At 63.0% G+C, this 21,202-nt stretch carries 21 protein-coding genes; 9 read left to right on the top strand and 12 right to left on the bottom strand.

Going from position 1 to position 21,202, the window contains the following annotated elements:
* Nucleotides 1-200: 200 nt before the first annotated feature.
* The 4 genes from LB557_RS30730 to LB557_RS30715 form a co-directional block, all read right to left on the bottom strand.
* Complete coding sequence (locus LB557_RS30730; protein WP_015314192.1) at nucleotides 201-1,151, bottom strand: carbohydrate ABC transporter permease; 951 nt, start codon at nucleotides 1,149-1,151, stop codon at nucleotides 201-203.
* Nucleotides 1,148-2,095 (bottom strand): carbohydrate ABC transporter permease, encoded by a 948-nt coding sequence (locus tag LB557_RS30725; protein WP_041163577.1) that lies wholly within the window; start codon nucleotides 2,093-2,095, stop codon nucleotides 1,148-1,150. The genes LB557_RS30730 and LB557_RS30725 overlap by 4 nt, the downstream gene beginning before the upstream one ends.
* Before the next feature lie 123 nt (nucleotides 2,096-2,218).
* On the bottom strand, nucleotides 2,219-3,550 hold the full coding sequence (locus tag LB557_RS30720) for an ABC transporter substrate-binding protein (protein WP_224524241.1): 1,332 nt from the start codon (nucleotides 3,548-3,550) through the stop codon (nucleotides 2,219-2,221).
* Nucleotides 3,551-3,811: 261 nt separating this feature from the next.
* Nucleotides 3,812-4,501: a PIG-L deacetylase family protein gene (locus LB557_RS30715; RefSeq protein ID WP_224641621.1), complete on the bottom strand. Its 690-nt coding sequence runs from the start codon at nucleotides 4,499-4,501 to the stop codon at nucleotides 3,812-3,814.
* Between the two features lie 24 nt (nucleotides 4,502-4,525).
* Between LB557_RS30715 and LB557_RS30710 the strand changes: the two genes are divergently transcribed.
* From LB557_RS30710 to nhaA, 5 genes are all read left to right on the top strand, one after another.
* Nucleotides 4,526-5,416, top strand: coding sequence for a DMT family transporter (locus tag LB557_RS30710; RefSeq protein WP_318013388.1), 891 nt, complete (start codon nucleotides 4,526-4,528; stop codon nucleotides 5,414-5,416).
* Between the two features lie 56 nt (nucleotides 5,417-5,472).
* Nucleotides 5,473-7,935, top strand: coding sequence for an ATP-dependent helicase HrpB (gene hrpB / locus LB557_RS30705; protein ID WP_224641623.1), 2,463 nt, complete (start codon nucleotides 5,473-5,475; stop codon nucleotides 7,933-7,935).
* Nucleotides 7,936-7,961: 26 nt separating this feature from the next.
* Nucleotides 7,962-9,293, top strand: coding sequence for an ActS/PrrB/RegB family redox-sensitive histidine kinase (locus LB557_RS30700; RefSeq protein ID WP_140614913.1), 1,332 nt, complete (start codon nucleotides 7,962-7,964; stop codon nucleotides 9,291-9,293).
* Nucleotides 9,294-9,357: 64 nt separating this feature from the next.
* The gene (locus tag LB557_RS30695; protein ID WP_015314185.1) at nucleotides 9,358-9,921 is read left to right on the top strand and encodes an ActR/PrrA/RegA family redox response regulator transcription factor; all 564 of its coding nucleotides are present in this window, start codon (nucleotides 9,358-9,360) and stop codon (nucleotides 9,919-9,921) included.
* A gap of 229 nt (nucleotides 9,922-10,150) precedes the next feature.
* Complete coding sequence (gene nhaA / locus LB557_RS30690) at nucleotides 10,151-11,344, top strand: Na+/H+ antiporter NhaA (protein WP_224641625.1); 1,194 nt, start codon at nucleotides 10,151-10,153, stop codon at nucleotides 11,342-11,344.
* A gap of 47 nt (nucleotides 11,345-11,391) precedes the next feature.
* Here the strand turns inward: nhaA and LB557_RS30685 are convergent, their stop codons facing one another.
* The gene (locus tag LB557_RS30685) at nucleotides 11,392-11,892 is read right to left on the bottom strand and encodes an MmcB family DNA repair protein (protein WP_015314183.1); all 501 of its coding nucleotides are present in this window, start codon (nucleotides 11,890-11,892) and stop codon (nucleotides 11,392-11,394) included.
* A gap of 111 nt (nucleotides 11,893-12,003) precedes the next feature.
* On the opposite strand from LB557_RS30685, the gene LB557_RS30680 reads away from it, so the two are divergent.
* Nucleotides 12,004-12,963, top strand: a complete 960-nt coding sequence (locus tag LB557_RS30680) for an IS1595 family transposase (RefSeq protein WP_224641627.1) — start codon at nucleotides 12,004-12,006, stop codon at nucleotides 12,961-12,963.
* Nucleotides 12,964-13,242: 279 nt separating this feature from the next.
* Here LB557_RS30680 and LB557_RS30675 read toward each other — a convergent pair whose 3' ends face one another.
* Nucleotides 13,243-14,109 (bottom strand): DUF3800 domain-containing protein, encoded by an 867-nt coding sequence (locus tag LB557_RS30675; RefSeq protein ID WP_224641629.1) that lies wholly within the window; start codon nucleotides 14,107-14,109, stop codon nucleotides 13,243-13,245.
* A gap of 5 nt (nucleotides 14,110-14,114) precedes the next feature.
* On the opposite strand from LB557_RS30675, the gene LB557_RS30670 reads away from it, so the two are divergent.
* Together LB557_RS30670 and LB557_RS30665 are read left to right on the top strand one after the other, a co-directional pair.
* Entirely contained in the window at nucleotides 14,115-14,276 is a 162-nt protein-coding gene (locus tag LB557_RS30670) for a DNA-binding protein (protein WP_224584309.1), read from the top strand.
* Nucleotides 14,266-14,463 carry a hypothetical protein gene (locus LB557_RS30665; protein ID WP_224584307.1) on the top strand — a complete coding sequence of 66 codons (198 nt, stop codon included), beginning with the start codon at nucleotides 14,266-14,268 and terminating at the stop codon, nucleotides 14,461-14,463. The genes LB557_RS30670 and LB557_RS30665 overlap by 11 nt, the downstream gene beginning before the upstream one ends.
* Before the next feature lie 348 nt (nucleotides 14,464-14,811).
* Here the strand turns inward: LB557_RS30665 and LB557_RS30660 are convergent, their stop codons facing one another.
* Both LB557_RS30660 and cueR read right to left on the bottom strand, forming a co-directional pair.
* Entirely contained in the window at nucleotides 14,812-15,282 is a 471-nt protein-coding gene (locus LB557_RS30660) for a nucleoside deaminase (protein WP_224641631.1), read from the bottom strand.
* 107 nt (nucleotides 15,283-15,389) lie between these two features.
* The gene (gene cueR, locus LB557_RS30655; RefSeq protein ID WP_140821564.1) at nucleotides 15,390-15,875 is read right to left on the bottom strand and encodes a Cu(I)-responsive transcriptional regulator; all 486 of its coding nucleotides are present in this window, start codon (nucleotides 15,873-15,875) and stop codon (nucleotides 15,390-15,392) included.
* Nucleotides 15,876-16,100: 225 nt separating this feature from the next.
* On the opposite strand from cueR, the gene LB557_RS30650 reads away from it, so the two are divergent.
* Nucleotides 16,101-16,718: a L,D-transpeptidase gene (locus LB557_RS30650; RefSeq protein WP_015314176.1), complete on the top strand. Its 618-nt coding sequence runs from the start codon at nucleotides 16,101-16,103 to the stop codon at nucleotides 16,716-16,718.
* 159 nt (nucleotides 16,719-16,877) lie between these two features.
* On the opposite strand, the gene LB557_RS30645 is transcribed toward LB557_RS30650, so the two are convergent.
* From LB557_RS30645 to murJ, 4 genes are all read right to left on the bottom strand, one after another.
* Nucleotides 16,878-17,447: a NifU family protein gene (locus LB557_RS30645; protein ID WP_015314175.1), complete on the bottom strand. Its 570-nt coding sequence runs from the start codon at nucleotides 17,445-17,447 to the stop codon at nucleotides 16,878-16,880.
* A gap of 276 nt (nucleotides 17,448-17,723) precedes the next feature.
* Nucleotides 17,724-18,215 (bottom strand): universal stress protein, encoded by a 492-nt coding sequence (locus LB557_RS30640; RefSeq protein WP_010913128.1) that lies wholly within the window; start codon nucleotides 18,213-18,215, stop codon nucleotides 17,724-17,726.
* A gap of 102 nt (nucleotides 18,216-18,317) precedes the next feature.
* Nucleotides 18,318-19,385 carry a tryptophan--tRNA ligase gene (trpS, locus tag LB557_RS30635; RefSeq protein ID WP_015314174.1) on the bottom strand — a complete coding sequence of 356 codons (1,068 nt, stop codon included), beginning with the start codon at nucleotides 19,383-19,385 and terminating at the stop codon, nucleotides 18,318-18,320.
* 172 nt (nucleotides 19,386-19,557) lie between these two features.
* On the bottom strand, nucleotides 19,558-21,165 hold the full coding sequence (gene murJ / locus LB557_RS30630; protein ID WP_140714239.1) for a murein biosynthesis integral membrane protein MurJ: 1,608 nt from the start codon (nucleotides 21,163-21,165) through the stop codon (nucleotides 19,558-19,560).
* Nucleotides 21,166-21,202: the final 37 nt, after the last annotated feature.

The following is a 21,202-nucleotide window of genomic DNA, read 5'->3' as shown; positions in this document are numbered from 1 at the left end:
TTCCCCGTTCAAAGGGAGAGATGGTTGCCAGGTGGTTCCCCCACTCCGTCGCTGCTCCGCTGCGCCACCTCTCCCCCCTCCGGAGGGAGAGGAAGGGAGCCTGGCTGAATCAAGGTCGCGCCCTTCCTCTACCCCATCAATCGGGGGAGAGGTGTCGAGCGAAGCTCGACGGAGTGGGGGGCGACTTATTCCCACACTAATCATTTGCGCACCGCACCGAAGGTGATGCCGCGCAGCAATTGCTTGCGGAGCAGGATGGTGAAGACCAGGATCGGCACCAGGAAGATCGTCGTGCCGGCCGCCACGGCCGGCCAGTCCTGGCCGCCTTCGCCTATGATGGTCGGGATGAAGGGCGGCGCTGTTTGTGCCGTGCCGGAAGTCAGCAGGGCGGCGAAGGCGTATTCGTTCCAGGCGAAGATCAGGCAGAAAATGGCCGTCGCGGCAATGCCGGTGGTCGCCTGCGGCAGCACGGTGCGCCAGAAGGCCTGCAGTCGCGTGTAGCCGTCGATCATCGCCGCCTCCTCATATTCGCGCGGGATCTCGTCGATGAAGCCTTTGAGCAGCCACACCGCCAGCGACACGTTGACCGCCGTGTAGAGCAGGATCATGCCGAGGGCGGTGTCCGACAGGCCAAGCTCGCGGTACATCAGGTAGATGGGAATGGCGACCGCGATCGGCGGCATGAAGCGTGTCGACAGGATGAAGAACAGAAGGTCGTCGGCGAGCGGCACCTTGAAGCGCGAGAAGCCGTAGGCCGACAATGTGCCGAGAAAGACGGCGCAGAAGGTCGAGCCGAAGGCGATGATCAGCGAATTGATGAAGCGCGGCAGGAAGTTGGATGGTCCGGCGATCACCATGTTGCGCTTGCGCACGGTCTCGTCGCAGAAGCCCGTCGCCGGTCCGAGCGAGTTGATATATTCAGGCGTCTGCCTGGTGCGCGTCGTGAACAGGTTGCAGTAGCCCTCGATGCTCGGCTGGAACACGATCTTGGGCGGATAGGCGATCGAATCCGGCGGCGTCTTGAAGCTGGTGGCGAAGATCCACAGGAGCGGCACGATCGAGATCAGCGCGTAGGCGATGATGATGGCGCCGGCGATGCGCTTCGAATTCGACGAGGGCGCGACGACCGAATGGGCTGTGGTCAGGCTCATCTCTGCTTCACCTTGTTGAGCGCCTTGACGTAGATGTTGGCGAGACCGAACACCGCGACGAACAGGATGATGGCGAAGGCAGAGGAATAGCCGGTACGCCAGCTCTCGAATGCCTGCCGTTTCAGCGTGATCGAGGCGACTTCGGTGGTCGAGCCCGGCCCGCCGCCGGTGAGCAGGTTGACCATGTCGAACATCTTGAAGTTCTCGATGCCGCGAAACAGCACCGCCAGCATGATGAAGGGCAGCGCCATCGGCAGCGTGATCGACCAGAACTGCCGCCAGTTGGAGGCGCGGTCGACCTCGGCCGCTTCATAAATATATTCGGGGATCGAGCGCAGGCCCGCGAGGCAGATCAGCATCACGTAGGGCGTCCACATCCAGGTATCGACGATGATGATCGACCACGGCGCCAGCGAGACGTTGGAAAGCATCTGGATGCTTGTCGGCGGAATGCCCGACACGAACGAGATGACATAGGAAAACAGGCCGATCTGCGGCTCGTAGAGGAAGCGCCAGAAATTACCGACCACCGCCGGCGACAGCATCATCGGCACCAGGATCAGCGTCGTCCAGAAAGCGTGGCCGCGAAACTTGCGGTCGATCAGCCAGGCCAGCGTGAAGCCGATCAGCGTCTGCAACAGGATGGTCCAGAACACGAAATGCGCCGTCGTCTGCATGGCGATCCAGATGTCCTGGTCGCCAAGGATGCGCTGGTAATTGGCGAAGCCGAGGTTCTTCACCACCTCGTTTGGCCGGTTCGCGCGAAAATTGGTGAACGACAGGTAGATCGCCCAGAACAGCGGGAAGATGTTGATGGCGAGCAGCAACAGGATCGTCGGCGAGATGAACAGCCAGGCGAGGCCCTTGTCGCTGATGCCCCGGACCTTGCGGGCCAACGGTTCCGGGGTCGCCCGGGCAACGGTCTCCGCGGTCCGATTGAGCATGGTCAGTCCTGCTTCGGTCACTTCGTTCGTCTCTGTCATGGAATTTATCTGAACCGCGTCCCGTGCCAAGGGCGGCACGGGACGCGGCGTCATGGCTCGGGAGGAGCCTTGCGGTTGTCGCGGCTACATCTTGCCGTCGTCCTGGAAGACCTGCGTCCAGTCCTTGACCAGGCCGTCGAGAGCATCCTTGGCCGAACCCTGGCCGGCGACGACATAGTCATGGAAGCGCTTCTGCGAGGCTTGCAGCAGTGGTGCGTAGCTCGGCTCGGCCCAGAAGTCCTTCACGATCGCCATCGAGTCGAGGAAGGTTTGCGCATAGGGCTGGCTGGCCGGGAATTTCGGGTCCTTGACCACCGCGTTGAGGCAGGAATAACCGCCGAGCGACCACCATTTGGCCTGGACGTCCTTGTTGGCGAACCACTTGATGTATTTCAGCGCCGATTCCTGCTTGTCGGAATAGGACACCACGGAGATACCCTGGCCGCCGAGCTGGGCGAACTGGGCGCCGCCGGGACCCTTGGGATTGACGAAATAGCCGATCTTGTCGCCGCCGACATTCTCGTCCTTCTGCAGGCCCGGCCATGTGAAGGCGAAGTTCATGTGCATCGCCACCTGGCCGGATTTGAAGGCATCGACGCCTTCGCCCATGTAGCTGTTCGAGGCGCCCGGAGGGGTGCAGCAATCGTAGAGCGCCTTGTAGAATTCCAGGCCTTTGACGGCGTCTGGCGAATTGACGAAGCCTTCCATCTCGTAGGGCTTCTTCGGGTTCTCGTATTGGAAGCCGTAGCTGTAGAGCACGTCCATGGCGCCCATGGTGATGCCTTCCGAGCCGCGCTCGGTGTAGATCGAGGCGCCATAGACCGTCTTGCCGTCGACCTGCCGCTTCTGGAAGAATTCGGCGATCTGCTTCAACTGGTCGAAAGTGGCCGGCGGGCCGAGGTCCCAGCCATACTTCTCCTTGAATTCCTTCTGCAGTTCGGGCTTGGAGAACCAGTCCTTGCGGTAGGTCCAGCCGACGACGTCGCCCATGGCCGGCAGCGCCCAGTAGTTGGGCGTGTTCTTCGGCCATTCCGAATAGCCGACGACGGTCGCCGGCACGAAGTCGTCCATGCTGATCTTCTCCTTGTCGAAGAAGTCGTTCAGCTTGACGTAATGGCCGTTCTCGGCCGCGCCGCCGATCCATTGGCTGTCGCCGATGATCAGGTCGCAGAGCTTGCCATGCGAGTTCAACTCATTGAGGAAACGATCGGCGTAGTTGGTCCACGGCACGAACTCGAATTTCATGCCGATGCCGGTTTCCTTGGTGAAATCCTTGGACAGTTCGACCAGCGCGTTGGCCGGGTCCCAGGCGGCCCAGCACAGCGTCAGGTCTTCAGCGTGCGCGGCGCTCGAGATAGCTGTCGACGCTGCGATCGCCGAGGTCAGTCCCAACGCCAGTTTCAAGCTCGATTTCATGCCTTCCTCCCATTTGCGAAACACGTCCGGATGACGGTCTCAAGATCCCTCAACCTCTCTCCTCAGAGGCCCAAACATGGCGGCGTCGTCGCGCCGCGGATGTTTAGTAATTTGTTTAGTGATGCAATTTTTACTAAACAAGGCAAGCGAATTCGTTGCTGCGCCGCAACATGCTGAAGCCGGTCTCTGAAAAGTTGAGAAAAGCGCCGCATCAGGCGGACGAGCGCGGAACGGGATACCCCTGGCCGATCGTCCGCGGGTTCAGTCGACCCGCTTGGTGCTCACCATCACCGTCCGGATCGGTGGCGCCGGCGGCAGCAGCGCGCGGATGTCGCCGAAGGGAAACGTCGGCTCGAAGCGGAAGGCTTCGGCCAGCGAACCTTGCGCGCCGTTGCATTGGCCCGAGCGAAAAAGGTTCTGCGTCAGTGCAATGTCGACGAAGCGGTCCGGGTCCTGCGACTGGTGCATGCGGATCGCTTCGGTCTTGATGTCGGCATGGGCGGAAATATCGACATAGTGCGTCGGCGAGAATCCGGTGCCGCCCATCGTATCGGCATGCAGCACCGGAACCCCGAACGAAGCAGCGATGCGCACGCCATCCGACAGCGCGCGGTGGTCGGCATGATAGTCGTTGGGCGCGTGCGTGATCACAAGATCGGGCCCGATCTCGCTGATCAGTGTTTTCAGTGCATCGATCAGCGCGGCGTCGGCCACCAGCCCGCCATCGGGAAAGTCGAGGAAGCGGGCTGCCGCCCCGAGCAGCGCGGCCGCGGCCATTGCCTCCTCGCGCCGGACACGAGCCAGCACAGCGAGATCGCTGTTGCCGCCCCTGGCACCATCGGTAGCCACGGCAAAAGTGAGTTCTGCGCCTTGCGCGGCATAGGCGGCCATCGTACCGAACATGAAGATCTCGATGTCGTCTGGATGGGCACCGAGCGCCAGTATTTTCAACTTTCTCTCCCGGAAATGAAAAACGTGCCGAACGGAATCCTGCTCGCCCTGCTCGCCTATGCAAGCTATTCGGGCAGCGATGCCGTTATCAAGAGCCTGGGCGGCCAATTCACGGTGTTCGAGATCGGCTTCTTCTCGACTTTGTTTGCTGGCTGCTTCCTCTTCTTCAGCCGGCCGGCCAACGAGCGCTGGCGTGATTTCTGGCGTGCCAAACGTCCCTGGGCGGTGCAGGCGCGGGCCTGGGCCGGCATCGCGTCGGGCGTGCTCAGCGTCTATGCTTTCACCACCATTCCGCTGGCCGAGACCTATGCGCTCATCTTTCTGGCGCCGCTCTGCGTCACCATTCTATCCACGGTGATCCTCAAGGAAAAGGTCGGGCCCTGGCGCTGGCTGGCGGTGGTCGCCGGCTTTGCCGGCGTCATGCTGGTTGTCAGGCCGGGCTTTCGCGAGCTGCACCTTGGTCACCTTGCCGCTTTCACCATCGCTTTCCTCGCCGCCACCAACGTCATCCTGATGCGGTCGCTGGCGCAGCAAGAAAAACGCACGACCATGCTCGGCGTGCTGATCGGCTATGGACTGCTGTTCAACGGCATCGGTGCCGCCGCGACCTCCTTCACCGTCCCGGATGGAAAACAGCTGGCATGGCTGGTGATGGCGGGCGCCTTCACCGCCTGTGGACAATTGCTGCAGTTGCTGGCCGCCAAATACGCTCCGGCCAACCGGATTGCGCCGACGCATTATTCGCAGATCGTCTGGGCGGTCATCCTCGGCGCGCTGTTCTTCCGGGAATATCCGGACTGGCTGTCGCTTGTCGGCCTCGCCGTCGTCGGCGGATCGGGCCTGCTGACCATGGTGCGCGAGGAAGTGCGGCTGGGCACGGTGCGCTGGAATCCGTTTTCCCGCGCACGGCTCTAACCAGGCCTGGTGCGATAAAGTTGCACGGCGCCTGCGACCGCTGATATGCGGGCGTAATGACGACCAAACCCTTGCCGGAACTTCCGGTATCCGCCGTGCTGCCGGCGCTGAGCGAGGCGCTCGGCTCTGGCAACAGCGCCGTGCTGGTGGCGCCACCCGGTGCCGGCAAGACCACGCTGGTGCCGTTGGCGCTGCTCGATGCGCCCTGGCTGGGCAGGGGCAAGATCGTCTTGCTCGAACCGCGCCGGCTTGCCGCCCGCGCCGCCGCGCGCCGCATGGCCGAGTTGCTGGGGGAAGAGCCTGGCGCCACCATCGGCTACGCCATGCGCATGGAAAACCGCACCTCGGCGCGGACGAAAATCCTGGTCGTCACCGAGGGCGTGCTGGCGCGCATGATCCTCGACGACCCTGAACTGCCCGGCGTTTCGGCGGTCATCTTCGACGAATTCCACGAGCGCTCGCTCGACGGCGATTTCGGTCTCGCTCTTGCCCTCGATGTGCAAGGCGCGCTGCGGCCGGATCTGCGTCTGCTGGTGATGTCGGCAACGCTCGACGGCGCACGGGTCGCGAAACTCCTGTCGGGCGCGCCGGTGATCGAAAGCGAGGGCCGCGCCTTCCCCGTCGATGTCAGATACGACGAGCGGCCGGCCGGCATCCCGATCGAGGACGCCATGGCCAAGGCGATCCGCGCCGCCCTTGCCGAGGAGAGCGGCAGCGTGCTTGCCTTCCTGCCCGGCCAGCGCGAGATCGAGCGCACCGCCGAGCGGCTGGCCGGCAAGGTCGGCGCCGACACCGATATCGTGCCGCTCTATGGCCAGCTCGACGGCAAGGCGCAGGACGCGGCGATCAAGCCGGCGCCGCCAGGCCGCCGCAAGGTGGTGCTGGCGACCTCCATCGCCGAGACCTCCATCACCATCGACGGCGTGCGCGTCGTCATCGATTCCGGCCTGTCGCGGCTGCCGCGCTATGAGCCGGCCAGCGGAATGACCAGATTGGAAACCGTGCGCGTCAGCAAGGCCTCCGCCGATCAGCGCGCCGGCCGCGCCGGCCGCACGCAGGCGGGCGTCGCTATCCGGCTATGGCGTGCCGAGCAGACGGCGGCACTTCCCGCCTTCACACCCCCGGAAATCCTCGAGGCGGACCTGTCGGGTCTGCTGCTCGACTGCGCCGCCTTCGGTGTCGCTGATCCAGTCAGTCTTGCTTTCCTCGATCCGCCGCCGGCTCCCGCGCTCAATGAAGCACGGGCGCTGTTGCGGGCGCTTGGGGCCATCGATGAAGCAGGGCGGCTGACGGACGCCGGCGCTGCGATGCGCAAGCTCGCTCTGCCGGTCCGGCTGGCGCATATGGTCGCCGAGGCGGCCAGCAGCGGTCATGGTGGTGAGGCGGCCATGCTTGCCGTGCTGCTGACCGAGCGTGGCCTTGGCGGTGACGGTGCCGACCTCGAACGGCGACTGATGCGCTTTCGCACGGAAAGATCGCCGCGTGCCACGTCGGCGCGCCAGCTTGCCGAGCGCCTGGCCAGGCATGTAGGCGGTGCGAAGACCAGCGGAGCTGTTCCAGCCGGAACCCTGCTCATCCACGCCTGGCCGGATCGCGTCGCCAAGGCGCGCGGCGAGCGCGGCCGTTTCGTGCTGGCCAACGGTTCCGGCGCCATGCTCGACGCCGGCGACCCGCTGGCGGGCGAGCCGTTTCTGGTCGTCGCGGACCTGCAGGGCAAGGCGCAGAATGCCCGCATTACGGCGGCTGCGGCAAGCAGTGAGGAGGACATCCGGGCAGCACTTGGCGGCAGGATCGAAACGCGCCGGCAGACGAGTTTCGATCGCGACAGGCGCGCCGTGCGGGTGCGCGAAACCGTGCGCCTTGGCGCCATCACGCTCGCCGAACGCATGTTGCCGCCGCCGGCCGGCGCCGATGCCGACCGCGCCATCATCGAGGCCCTGCGCGAGCATGGGCTTTCCCTTCTGACCTGGAGCAAGGAGGCGCAGACGCTGCGCCACCGGCTGTCCTGGCTGCACAAGGGCTTGGGCGAGCCCTGGCCCGACATGTCGGATGAAGCGCTCATCGCGCGCCTCGACGACTGGCTGCTGCCTTTTCTGTCCGGTGCGGCCTCCCTGGCCGCCATCGATCCCGGAACTGTCGCGGCCGGGCTGGCGTCGCTCGTGCCGCATGACCTGCAACGCAAGATCGAAGCACTGGCGCCGACTCATTTCGATGCCCCGTCGGGCAGCCATGTGCCGATCCGCTATGACGGCGAATGGCCGGTTCTGGCGGTGCGCGTGCAAGAATTGTTCGGCCTCGACCGCCATCCGTCGATCGCCAACGGCACCGTCCCCTTGACGCTTGAACTGTTGTCGCCGGCGCACCGGCCGATCCAGACGACGCGAGACCTGCCTGGCTTCTGGCGCGGCTCCTGGACCGATGTGCGCGCCGACATGCGCGGCCGCTATCCCAAGCATGTCTGGCCGGAAAACCCATTGCTCGCCGCCGCCACCGCCCGCGCCAAGCCGCGCGGGACCTAGCCTTTGCTGGTTTGCGGCTGTAATCCATGGCCATGATCAACATCCTGAACACGCCCGACTTCCAGCAAAGCCAGCGACTGCGCCTCAACACGCTGATCCGGCTGCGCTGGCTGGCCATTGTCGGCCAGAGCGTGACCGTGCTCGTCGTCGCCTACGGCCTGAAGTTTCCGCTGCCGGTCAGTCTGTGTTTTGCCCTCATCGCCTGTTCGGCCTGGATGAACCTGTTTCTGGCCTTTCGCTTTCCGGCCGCGCACCGGCTCACCCCGTTCGCCGCCTTCGGCATCCTGGTCTTCGATAGCCTGCAGCTTGCCGGCCTGCTCTACATGACCGGCGGCCTGACCAATCCGTTCTCGCTGCTGATGACCGTACCCGTCGTCATTTCGGCGACGTCGCTGCCCCTTCGCCTCACCGCCATCCTCGGCGGGCTGGTGATGATCGCGGCGACCTTGCTGGTCTTTCGCCATCTCCCGCTGCCCTGGTACGAAGGCGCGCCCCTGGTGATGCCCTTCATCTATGTCGCCGGCATGTGGATGGCGGTGCTGTCCTCCATTGCCTTCACCGCCATGTACGCCTTCCGGGTGGCCGCCGAAGCGCGGCTATTGGCCAACGCGCTCGCCGCCACGGAACTGGTGCTGCAGCGCGAACAGCACCTTTCCGCACTCGACGGGCTGGCGGCGGCGGCGGCGCACGAACTCGGCACCCCGCTCGCCACCATCACGCTCGTCGCCAAGGAGATGGAAAAGGCGCTCGGCAGCGATCCGAAATACGGGGAAGACGTGAAGCTGCTGCGCTCTCAGAGCGAGCGTTGCCGTGAAATCCTCAAGCGCCTGACCAGCCTGTCGTCGGAGGGCGAGGCACACCTGTCCCGCCTGCCGCTGACCTCGCTGGTCGAGGAGGTGACCGCACCACATCGCGACTTCGGCATCTCGATCAAGCTTCGCCCTGGCGAGCGGACCGGGCCGGAGCCGGTCGGGCGCCGCAATCCCGGCGTCATCTATGGTCTCGGCAATCTGGTCGAGAACGCCGTCGATTTCGCCCGCAAGAGCGTCACCGTGCGCTGGAGCTGGGACGAGGCGACGGTCTCCTTCTCGATCACCGATGACGGCCCGGGTTTCCCGCCCGAGATCATCGACCGCATCGGTGAACCCTACATGTCGACACGCCAGGGCACGGAAGCCGGAGGCGGCCTCGGGCTCGGCCTGTTTATCGCCAAGACATTGCTCGAACGTTCGGGCGCCACGCTCGACTTTCGCAATTCGAGCGGCCTCGGCGAAGGGGCCGTGGTGCGGATTTCGTGGCCGAGAAGCGTCTTCCTGAACCCGGAATCGGCCCCAGCCACCATGTTTGACACTGCGTAAATTGGACAATGGCCCCGCAAAACTATATCTGCGTAAAAATAAGGCAGCAGGAATTTTCGAGACGATGACAGGCGATGAGAACAGTGGGCCTATGGTTGAAGGCGAGGACACCTCGCTTCTGATCGTCGATGACGACAAGCCGTTCCTGACCCGTCTGGCCCGTGCCATGGAAACCAGGGGTTTCGTGGTCGAGACGGCGGAGAGCGTCGAGGAGGCCGTGGGCAAGGCGCGCGCCAATCCGCCCGCCTATGCGGTGGTCGACATGCGGCTGGGCGACGGCAACGGCCTCGATGTCGTCGCCGCCATCCGCGAGAAGCGTGAGGACTCCCGCACCATCATCCTGACCGGTTACGGAAACATAGCCACCGCGGTGACGGCGGTGAAGCTCGGCGCCGTCGACTATCTGTCGAAACCCGCCGACGCCGACGATGTCTTTGCGGCATTGACCCGCACCACCGGCGAGCGCGCCGCGCCGCCGGAAAACCCGATGTCGGCCGACCGCGTGCGCTGGGAGCATATCCAGCGCGTCTACGAAATGTGCGAGCGCAACGTTTCAGAGACCGCACGCCGGCTCAACATGCATCGCCGCACGCTGCAGCGGATCCTGGCCAAGCGCGCGCCGCGCTGAGAGACTGTTTGGAAATTCTGCTCTGGCGCCATCTGGCGGCGTTTTCTGCGCTTCCCTTGCTCACGGACGAATGTCCGCTGCGCTGCGGTTCTCAACCACCATATGACCAGTCAGAGCGAATTCGAAACAGTCTCCGAGGCGCTGAAAAGGGTCCCATGCTTGCCCGGCGGCCGGACTTTGCGCATCATTGCAAATGACGCACGCCGGCAGGCGGCATGACGGAGGCGACATGCAGGATTTGAAGCGACGGCCGGTTTCCGTCTTCCGCGAGTTCCTCGACAGCGAGGCGGCCGGCGGCATCATCCTGATGGTGGCCGCCGCCCTTGCCCTGATCGTCGCCAATTCGCCGCTCGCCGGGACCTACTTCTCGGTTCTCCACGCCTATCTCGGCCCGCTCAGCATCTCGCACTGGGTCAATGATGGGCTGATGGCGGTGTTCTTCCTGCTCGTCGGGCTGGAGATCAAGCGCGAGATGCTGGACGGCCAGCTCTCGACCTGGCCACGCCGGGTGCTGCCCGGCATCGCGGCGGCCGGCGGCATGGTGGTGCCGGCGCTGGTCTATGTCGCCGTCAACAGCAACAATTCGGCCGCACTGTCCGGCTGGGCGATCCCGACCGCCACCGACATCGCCTTCGCGCTCGGCGTCCTGTCGCTGCTCGGCAGCCGCGTGCCGGCCTCGCTGAAGGTCTTCCTGACCGCGCTTGCCATCATCGACGACCTCGGCGCCGTCATCATCATCGCCATATTCTACACCAGCGGCCTGTCGCTGGCCTATCTCGGCGCGGCCTTCGCCGTGATTGCCGTGCTCGTCCTGCTCAACCGTATGCGGGTGATGAACCTTGTGCCCTATCTCGTGCTTGGCGCCATCCTGTGGGTACTGGTGCTGAAGTCCGGCGTCCATGCCACGCTGGCCGGCGTGGCACTTGCGCTGACCATTCCGCTCGAACGCTCGGCCGGCATCGGCCACGACCTTGACCATTCGCCGCTGCACCGGCTCGAGCACGGCCTGCACAAGCTGGTGGCGTTTATCGTCATCCCTATCTTCGGCTTTGCCAATGCCGGCGTTTCGCTCACCGGCCTGAGTTTTAGCGCCCTGATCGAGCCGCTCACGCTGGGCGTCGCAGCCGGTCTCGTCGTCGGCAAGCTGGTCGGCGTCTTCGGCTCCTCCGCGCTCGCCATCCGCTTCGGCCTCGCCGACCTGCCGGCCAACGCCGGCTGGCCGCACATGATCGGCATTTCGCTCCTGTGCGGCATTGGCTTCACCATGAGCCTGTTCATCGGCCTGCTCGCCTTCGCCAACGACGTGGCGCTACAGGACGCGGTCAAGGTCGGCATCCTTGCCGGTTCCTTCATCGCCGCGCTTCTTGGCGCCGCGGTGCTGCTGATGGCGCCGGCTGTGGGTGGCGAGGAAGAAGCGGAGTAGCCGTTCCGGGCTGGAGCATCTGGCGGGCGTCAATTTCAGGGCTGCGATTACTCGCTCTCCCCCTCCAGCACCGGCACCGCGACACCCGCCAGTTCCGCCGCCAGCAGCCGCGCCGCGCCGGCGCGCGCGATGCGCAGCATCAGCGCCTTGCGCGTCGCCGCCGCCATGCGGTGCTCGGGCGCATCTCGTAAAATCTCGGCGCCATAGCCGTCGGAGAGAATGAAGCCGCATTCCTCGGGAAAGATTTCGGCCGGCACGCCGGGATGTGTGGCGAAAAAAAAGCGGTCGGAATGCAGCCGGTAATCGGGCCATTTGCGGTCGACGCGAAAATCCTCGATCGAGGATTTGATCTCGATAATCCAGATATCGCCCTGCCGCGTCAGCGCCACGAGATCGGCGCGCCGGCCGGTGGCCAACGACAACTCGGGCAGCACATGCGCGCCCATCTGCATCAGCAACCGCTGCACGCCCCGCCGCACCAGCATGGCGCGCTCGGACTGGCGACCGTCGATCAGAGGGTTCAGGAGAATCGGGGAGATGATTGGCATGGCAGGCACCATGCCAGACTTTGTTCACGGTTTGAACCCGGTTTTAGGAGGCGATTATATATTTGACAGACCCAACTGACTATGCGATAACGAATCCAAGGAGTTATCGCTATGTCCGTTCTGTCCCGCCCCTACTTCCACGACGAAGCCGCCGCATTCGAGCATGTCGAAGGTATGCTGTGGCCGCAGGGTCCGGTCTGCCATCATTGCGGCTCCATGGAGAAGCACTACGCATTGAAGGGTGGCCGCACCAAGCCTTCCAAGAAGAACCCGCATGGCTTGGAAATCCATGGCCTCTACAAGTGCTCGGATTGCCGCAAGAAGTTCACCGTTCGTATGGGCACGATCTTCGAGGAGTCCAAGCTTCCGCTGCACATTTGGCTTCAGGCTTTACATGCCATGTGCGCGAGCAAGAAGGGCGTTTCGGCTCACCAGCTGCACCGCGCTCTGGAAATCACCTACAAGACCGCTTGGTTCATGTGCCATCGCATTCGCGAGGCCATGCGCTCTGGCGACTTCACGCCCATGGGCGGCAACGGCAAGACCGTCGAGGCCGACGAGACCTACATCGGTCGCCTAGCCGGTACTCCGGTTAAGACCGGCGGCGGCGCTCACAAGAACACTGTCGTCACGCTGGTCGAGCGCGGTGGCCGTGCCCGTTCCTTCCACGTCGATACCGCCCGCATTGGCACGATCATGCCGATTGTCCGTGCCAATATCGCCAAGGAAAGCGCGTTGATGACGGATGAGGCTGCCATGTATCGCCGCGTGGGCCAGGAATTTGCCTCGCACGATGTCGTCACGCATTCCAAGGATGAATACGTGCGCTACGAAGGCGAAAAGACCATCCACACCAACACCGTCGAAGGCTACTATTCGATCTTCAAACGCGGCATGAAGGGTGTTTACCAGCATTGTGCGGAACACCATCTGCACCGCTACCTAGCAGAGTTCGACTTCCGCTATTCGAACCGCGTCGCCTTGGGCATCGATGACAACGTGCGCTCGCTCATCGCTTTTAGGGGTGCCAAGGGCAAGCGCCTGACTTATCGGAGACCTGTTGAGGTCTAAGCGGGACCACTACCGAAAGCCCGTCCAGCTGACATTGCCGCTCTGGCGATACGAGAAGCGAAGGAAAAAGTGAATCCCGATCAATGGGTTACGCCAAAATGTCAGTAACGTTTTGATTCGGCTTGATTTTTCCCGCAAATCGGAATAGTGTCTTTGTCGGCGGGGTACGCCGGAACCCCCTTGGGCGGCATCGTAGATGCCGCAGTCGGACGGACGGTCGCCCACTTTGGATGGTGGCCTACAAGCCCCCGATGGCAACGAGGCCGGGACCCGCCGCTTTCATATCTCATAGCCATAGAACCGGAAGACTTTCTTCTGTGCGTCGGTGAGTCTCAGCGTCCAGTTCTTCCACGGTAGAAGCGTGACCCCCCATCCCGCGTAGTGGCCATCGCCTCGGGATGCCACGCGGTCCCTTAGAGCTTCCGCGTATTCTGTGTTCCACTTCTTGGTTCCGGCGTTTGCGGCTTGATAGAAGGCGCTGGCGACCACATCGGCAACCTGACAGCCTGCGTTTTTGTTGTGCTCAATAACTTCGATCAAGCGACGGTCGATGACCCTAAAATCAGGGGCGTTGGCGGTCTGATATATCCGTCCGGTCTCAGATTGGTTCGCGAGCAGATGTATGTAAGTCTCGACGTGTCGATACGAGTGCCCACCACGCTTCGAAAACACCAGCTTTACGTGCTTCGGTTCCCCTGTCTCAGCGATTGAACGGCGCGCGCACCACTGGCTAACGCGTTCGAGTAGAACCCGAATGCAATAATTGTAGAAGAAATTGTGCTTGTGCAAAGAGACCGCCTCGGCTTGGGGATTTCGATAACCTCGCATGTTCTTTTTGTTTGAGGCTACGACAAAAAAACGCAGGTTTTCGGCCGCTAGGGCTTGGCAGACCGGTAGCTTCTTGTGCTCCACCAGATTGCGAAAATGTAGGTCAGGGCTTTGGGTCGAAAAGATCGATTTCTTGATTGTCTGGATGAGTGGCACCAACTCTGGTTCATTGGCGGCGCGCACGACCACGCAACCGACCGTGAACCACTCACTAGCGCCATTCGGATCTATAGGTGCTACAGTTTTGATACCAGGATCGCCAGCTTCATCAAAATAGGCGATGAAGTACGGGTCTGGTAAACTCCCCTCAGAGGCCATTCGACATGAAGAAGACCGACAAGGAAAAGAGTCAAGTTGAGAAGTTCCGCGAATTGGCGCGGGAGATTGAAACCGTCGATTCCGAAGAGCCTTTGAACGAAGCGCTTAGGAAGGTAGCGAAATCGCCGCCGCCGAAGGACGACAAGGAGCCATCCGATGAGCGGTGAGGGAAGCCGCTTGGCACTCACCGCGCTAACTTTCGCGACAGTCGCCTGTGCCTTTTTCCTGACGCGCAATATGAATCCAGGCCAGCGCGTTGTCGCGCTCGTTGCCGTAGCTGTTTTGAGCCCGATTGTGTTCGGTTTTCTCTACATGATTTCCATTCTCATGCAGTTTGATGGCCACTCGATGTAAATAGGTTGGCGCGCCATCGGGAAAGATGGGTCTGTCAAATATACAATCGCCTTTTAGGAGGCGATTATATATTTGATAGACCCAAGCAGAGGGAGTTTGCCGGCTGACCGGGGCGGCTCGGCGGTTTGGGGGACATCAATACGGGCAAAACCGCCGAGCCTGACTGGCGGCGGCAAATTTGGGGATTTGGGAGTTCGCCGTCAGCTTTGACCAGGATATCGCAGGGTTGATGGGTTGGCGTCATTCGAACGAAGGGCGGCGTTTCCGCGCGAGTCCATGTAGCAGTGGTCCACATTGCGCCTATGTTCGGTTCGCTCTTTCTGACCTTTCGCGGGACGTGGGGAACCACTACCGCTGCCAGAACCGCCGGTGCACCGATACAAGTTCATCCTCAATTTCGGGGAAGGGGCCGTGGACCTCGATCTTCTTCTGTCCAGAGCCGAGCACAATTCGCGCGGACAGGCTCATCGTCGGATTTTCGGGATGGTCGCCGGTCAGCGCGAGAAGCTCGGTCTCCTCGAAGCCATAGACCAGCTGGCCGATATTCGCCCAGTAGAGCGTTCCGGTGCACATCGCGCAGGGCTCGCCGGTCGAGACCAGCGTGCATGTCCAGAGAAACTCCGGCGGATAGGCTGCCGCCGCGCGCCGCGCAAGTTCGGTCTCGGCGTGATGAACGGTGTCGATGTTGGCTTGGCGCATGAGGATTGCGTGGTCGGGGCCGACCAGCACCGCGCCGAACGGATGGTGGCCGTGCGCGGCAGCCTCGCGGGCGACCGCATCGGCGGCGCGAAGGTGGGCGAGCATCTGGTCGCGGATCATGCGCTCTCTCCGGTCATTGGGTCACCGGCCGGCGACCAGCGGCAGTGCTTTTACCCTACGCTCATATCAGAGCGTGCAATATACCACACGAACCAAAGCTGGCGGCTTCACGAGCGCGTGGCAAGGCGGCTAACGCCGCCTCCGCCCAGGCCACCGTCTTCAACAGGTGGTCTATCGCTTCCGCGGTTGGGTTTGCCGCCGGCCAACGCCGCCCCCGCCATGTCATCCAAAATCGGGCAGTCCGGCCGCTCGTCGCCATGGCAGGCGTGAACGAGCTTCTGCAGCGTCGAGCGCATCGATTGCAGCTCGCGCACCTTCTCCTCGATGGCGGTGACGTGGGCGGCGGCGATTGCGCGCACGTCGTGGCTGGCGCGGCCGCGATCCTTGTAGAGCGCCATCAACTGGCGACAATCGTCTATCGAAAAGCCGAGATTGCGCGCGCGGCGCAGAAAGGCCAGCCGGTGGATATCGTCGCCCGAATAATCGCGATAGCCATTGGCGGCGCGCGCGGGCGCGATCAGGCCGATCTCCTCATAGTAGCGGATGGTCTTGGCCGGCAGGCCTGAGCGGTGGGCGGCGTCGCCGACATTCATGGCGGGTCCTCGACTTTCGCGGGCCTGCGATTCAGGCCCATTGAATTTCCTTCACAATCCGGTGAAGTATGTTGCCGAAATGCCATAGTGATACGCATACCAGCACGTAAGTCCCCGCATATAGGCATCGTGTGCTTGGCAAGCAAAGCAAATGCCAGCATGAATGATGGCGAGAAAGCGGCCGACTCGTGCCGCTCTAGTTTGGGCAGGGCACCGGATCACCACATGCGCATGAAGTCGCTTGCAATAATCGCCGCATTGGCGCTGTCCACTGCTATTGCCGGTTGCAGCACCATCGGCGGGCAGATGTTCTCCAACGACTATGGCGCGGTGACCGATGCCGGTTACCAGCTGCCACGTATCCCGATCGAGAAGGTCCCCTCGAAGTACCATCGCCAGGAAGTGAGTTACGACTCCAAGGAAAAGCCCGGCACCATCATCGTCGATACGCAGAACAAGTTCCTGTACTTCGTCGAGGGCGATGGCCGGGCAATCCGCTACGGTATCGGCGTCGGCCGCGAGGGCTTCGAATGGCACGGCACGGCCCATATCGCCATCAAGCGCGAATGGCCGACCTGGACGCCGCCTTCGCAGATGATCAAACGCCAGCCCGAACTCGCCAAGTTCGCCGGCGGCATGGATCCGGGCCTGAAGAACCCGCTCGGCGCGCGCGCTATGTACCTGTTCAACAAGGGCGGTGACATGGGCTACCGCCTGCACGGCAGCCCGGAATGGAACTCGATCGGCAAGGCCATGTCGTCGGGCTGCATCCGGCTGATGAACCAGGACGTCATCGACCTCTACAATCGCGCCGAGGTCGGCGCCAAGGTCATCGTTCTTTAGGCCATGATCCCGGAAAGCCTGTCCGCTTTTCCGGCATATCGTGGTTAAACTGGAAGTCGCCTTTCATACGCGGACCGTCTAGGCAACAACGGACGTCCCAAACAGAAAACCGGGCAATTCGGCCCGGTTTTTTGTTGTCCGTGGGTGGGAAATTGCCGTCTAAGAGACCTGCTCGACCTGCTGCACTTCCGGCACGAAATGGCGAAGCAGGTTCTGGATGCCGTGCTTCAGCGTCGCCGTCGAAGACGGGCAACCGGCGCAGGCGCCTTTCATGTGCAGGAACACGGTGCCGTTCTCGAAGCCGCGGAAGGTGATGTCGCCGCCGTCCTGCGCCACCGCCGGGCGCACCCGCGTGTCGAGCAGCTCCTTGATGGTGATGACGAGTTCCTCGTCGGCCTTGTCGTAGAACTCGCCGGTCTGGCTGGTCTCGGCGGCGGGGCCGGCCTTGGCCATGACAGGCGCACCGGACATGAAATGCTCCATGATCGCACCGAGGATCGCCGGCTTCAGGTGCTGCCAGTCCGGGCCGTCTTTGGACACGGTGATGAAATCGTAGCCGAAGAACACGCCGGTGACGCCGGGAATTTCGAACAGCCGCCCAGCCAGCGGCGAAGCAATGGCCGCACTGTCGGCATCGCGGAAATCGGCGGTGCCTTCTAGGAGCACTTCCTTGCCGGGCAGGAATTTCAGCGTCGCCGGATTGGGCGTCGACTCGGTCTGGATGAACATGGCCGTCTCCATGCCCGTTTGGGCAACTAGTTTGGAATAGTTCTAAATAGGCTCTATCGGCTGGACATTCAAGCGAAACGCATCGCCAGAACGGCTGGCTGGCGGAATGTTTTTGCGACTCATGCCAAGCACTGTGAAGTGTGTCGAGATTCGGGTCAGGCCGAGTCGAAAATGATGGTTTCCGAGACCGGAGCGGAGCGTACTTGAAGTACGTGAGCACCGGAAGCGCAGGAAGCCGTCATTTGCAGGCCGCCATCACCCGAATGTCGATACACTTCAGGCGAGGCTGTCGATCTCCTCATCCGACAAATTCTGTGGCACCACGGTCACCGGGATCGGAAAGGCAGCACCTTTGCCTGCCACGGCACCGACCAGCGGTCCTGGACCTTCCTTGCCGGCGCCGGCCGCCAGCACGAGGATGGCGATGTCCTGGTCTTCCTCGATCAGCTTGTGGATCTCTTCCGTCGGCTTGCCTTCGCGCACCACCATCTCTGGTTCGATGCCGAGCTTCTGCCGCACCTTGTTGGCGTAGCCGTCCAGTGCGGCGCGCGCCGTGGCGTTCGCCTCCTCGCGCATGATCTTCTCGACCCCCAGCCAGTGCTGGAAGTCGTCCGGTACGATGACATAGAGCAGCACCAGCGTGCCGCTGGTGCTCTGCGCCCGCTTCGAGGCGTAGGCGACGGCGCGCTCGCATTCCGGCGTGTCGTCGATGATCGTCAGGAATTTCCTGCGGTGACCGGCTTCGCGGCTGAGGCGTTTGGAGACCATGTCTATCTACTCGGTGTCTTTTCGGCCGCAATCTGCCACCGCCGCTGACCGGCGGCAAGCCGCCGGCCTTGTCCCAGTGTTGTGCAGTGCACGGCGCCGCGATCAGCCCTGCAGCAGCCCGATAATGTCGCGCACCGTCTTCATCGTCGTTTCGGCGAGCACGCCGGCGCGTTCGCCGCCATCCCGCAGCACGGCGTCGACATAGGCGCGGTCGCCCTGGATGCGGCGCATCTCGGTGGCGATCGGCGCCAGCCTCTCCACCGCGAGATCGGCCAGCGCCGGCTTGAACACAGAGAACTGCTGGCCGCCGAATTCCTTAAGCACATCGGCCTTCGACATCTCGGCGAGACCGGCATAGATGCCGACCAGGTTCTCCGCCTCGGGCCGGCTTTCCAGCCCGTCGACCTCGCTCGGCAAGGCCTCCGGGTCGGTCTTGGCCTTGCGGATCTTCTTCGAGATGGCGTCGGCATCGTCGGTCAGGTTGATGCGCGACAGGTCCGACGGGTCCGACTTCGACATCTTCTTGGAGCCGTCACGCAGCGACATGATGCGCGCTGCCGGCCCGCCGATGACCGGCTCGGTCAGCGGGAAATAGCCGTTCACCGTCTCCTCGCCTATCCTCATCTCGACGCCGACGCCAAGACCGGCGATGCGGTCGGAGAAATCGTTGTTGAATTTCTGCGCGATGTCGCGTGTCAGTTCCAGGTGCTGCTTCTGGTCCTCGCCCACCGGCACATGGGTGGCGCGATAAAGCAGGATGTCGGCCGCCATCAGCGAGGGATAGGCAAGCAGGCCCAGCGAGGCGTTCTCGCGGTCCTTGCCGGCCTTGTCCTTGAACTGCGTCATCTTGTTCATCCAGCCTATGCGCGCCACGCAATTGAAGATCCAGGCGAGCTCCGCGTGCTGCATCACCCGCGACTGGTTGAAGACGATGTGCTTCTTCGGGTCGATGCCGGAGGCGAGGAACGCCGCGGTGATCGACCGCGTCTGGTCGGCAAGGTCGTCATGGACAAGCTGGGCGGTCAGCGAATGCAGGTCGACAACGCAATAGATGCAGTCGGACGTATCCTGCAGGGCGACGAATTTCTTGATAGCGCCGAGATAGTTGCCGAGATGCAGATTGCCGGTCGGCTGAACACCGGAGAAGACGAGTGGCTTGAAGGCGGACATGGTTTTCCTCATGGCTTGTGGAGGGCCGTATAAGCGTGATTCCGAAAAGTTGCGGACTTTTCGGAGCCAATCATGCGGCTGGAAACCGCGCGCGGCGAAAGTCTGCGACGGCGCGCTTATGGACGAGAGCGCGGGCGGGATCAAGACCGGCCAGGCGGGATGCTCGGCCGATCTATTCGTCGAGTTCTGATTTTGCCACGGACGGGCCGGCTTCTGTCCTCCGGCGCCCCACATTGCGCCGGATCATGCCGAAATCGGCGCCGCCGGTGGCGAAAGCGGTGACGAAATAGAGCAGCGCCCCGCCGGCCACCAGTGCCAGCACCGTCGTCGCCTTGACGACCAGCGGCGAGCCGGGGCCGATCCTTGTGGCCAACCAATGTTCGGCGAAATAGAGGGCGACACCCATGACCACCGCCGACAGCACCAGCCGTGGGATGCGCCTCAACAGCGGCACGTCGCGGCCCCAATGGCCGCGCCGGATCAGCACGGCAAGCAGCATCAGCGCGTTGACCCAGCCGGCAACGGCGGAGGCCACGGCGATGCCGGGTGCACCCATCCTCGGGAACAGCGTCAGCGCGGTGGCGACGTTCACCGCCACGGAGATTGCGGCGAAGATCATCGGCGTGCGCGTATCCTCGCGGGCGAAATAGCCTGGGGTGAAGGCCTTGATCAGCACGAAGGCCGGCAGACCGAGACCGAAGATCGCCAGGATCGCCGCCACGACAGGTGTCGAATGGTTGGCGGCGAACGCGCCGCGCTCATAGACCAGCCGCACGATCGGTTCCGCCATCACCCAGAGCGCCGCCGCCGCCGGCAAGGTCATGAACAGGGTGAATTCGACGGAACGGTTCTGCAGATTGGCTGCCTCGATCAGATTGCCTGACTTCAGCGCCCGCGACAGTTCGGGCAACAGCACGATCGCCACCGCTACACCGACGACACCGAGCGGCAACTGGTAGACGCGGTCGGCATAAGCCAGCGAGGACACGGCACTGTCCTGCGCGGAGGCGATGGCCGTTCCGATCAGCTGGTTGATCTGGGTGATGCCACCGGTGATCGCCGCCGGCAGCGCCAGGATCAGGAGCCGCTTCACGTTCGGCGTCATCCTAGGCCGGCGGAAGCCGATCGAGATGCCCGCATTGCGCACCGCCACCCAGACGATGGCGAGTTGCACGACGCCGGCCGCCAGCACGCCCCAGGACAGGCCGAAGCCGACAGCGTGTGCATCCAGTCCGTGATACCAGGCATAGCCAAGCACGCTGATGAGGATGATGTTGAGGAAAGCCGGCGCGATTGCCGCGGCGAAATAGCGCCGCAAGGAGTTCAGCATGCCCGCCATCATGGCGGCGAGCGACATGCAGATGAGATAAGGGAACATGATCGTCGCAAGCGTGACGGTCGTCTCGAACTTGCCCGGCGTGTCGGCAAAGCCCGGCGCCACCAGGTAGCGCACGATCAGCGGCATGGCCAGTTCCATGGCGATGGTCAGCGCCAGGAGCGCGGTGAACAGCACCCCGAACACCTCTTCGGAAAAACGCCTGGCGCCATCGGTGCCGTGTGTCTCGATCTCCTTGGCGAACAGCGGCACGAAGGCGGCATTGAACGCGCCCTCGGCGAACAGCCGGCGAAAGGTGTTGGGGAACTGGAAGGCGGCATTGAAGGCGTCCGCGACCGGTCCGGTGCCGAGTGCGGCCGCCATCAGCATCTCGCGGCCGAAACCGAGCGCACGGCTCATCAGCGTGCCGGACGCGACGGTAGCGAATTTCTTGACGAGACTCATGCGTTCGCAAACTGCCTGTGGGATTGGAAGAAGGGGA

It is taken from the genome of Mesorhizobium sp. BR115XR7A (assembly GCF_020165315.1).
GTDB lineage: Bacteria > Pseudomonadota > Alphaproteobacteria > Rhizobiales > Rhizobiaceae > Mesorhizobium > Mesorhizobium australicum.
The sequence above is the reverse complement of the archived record's forward strand: the minus strand, read 5'-3'. Positions and strand labels throughout refer to the sequence as shown.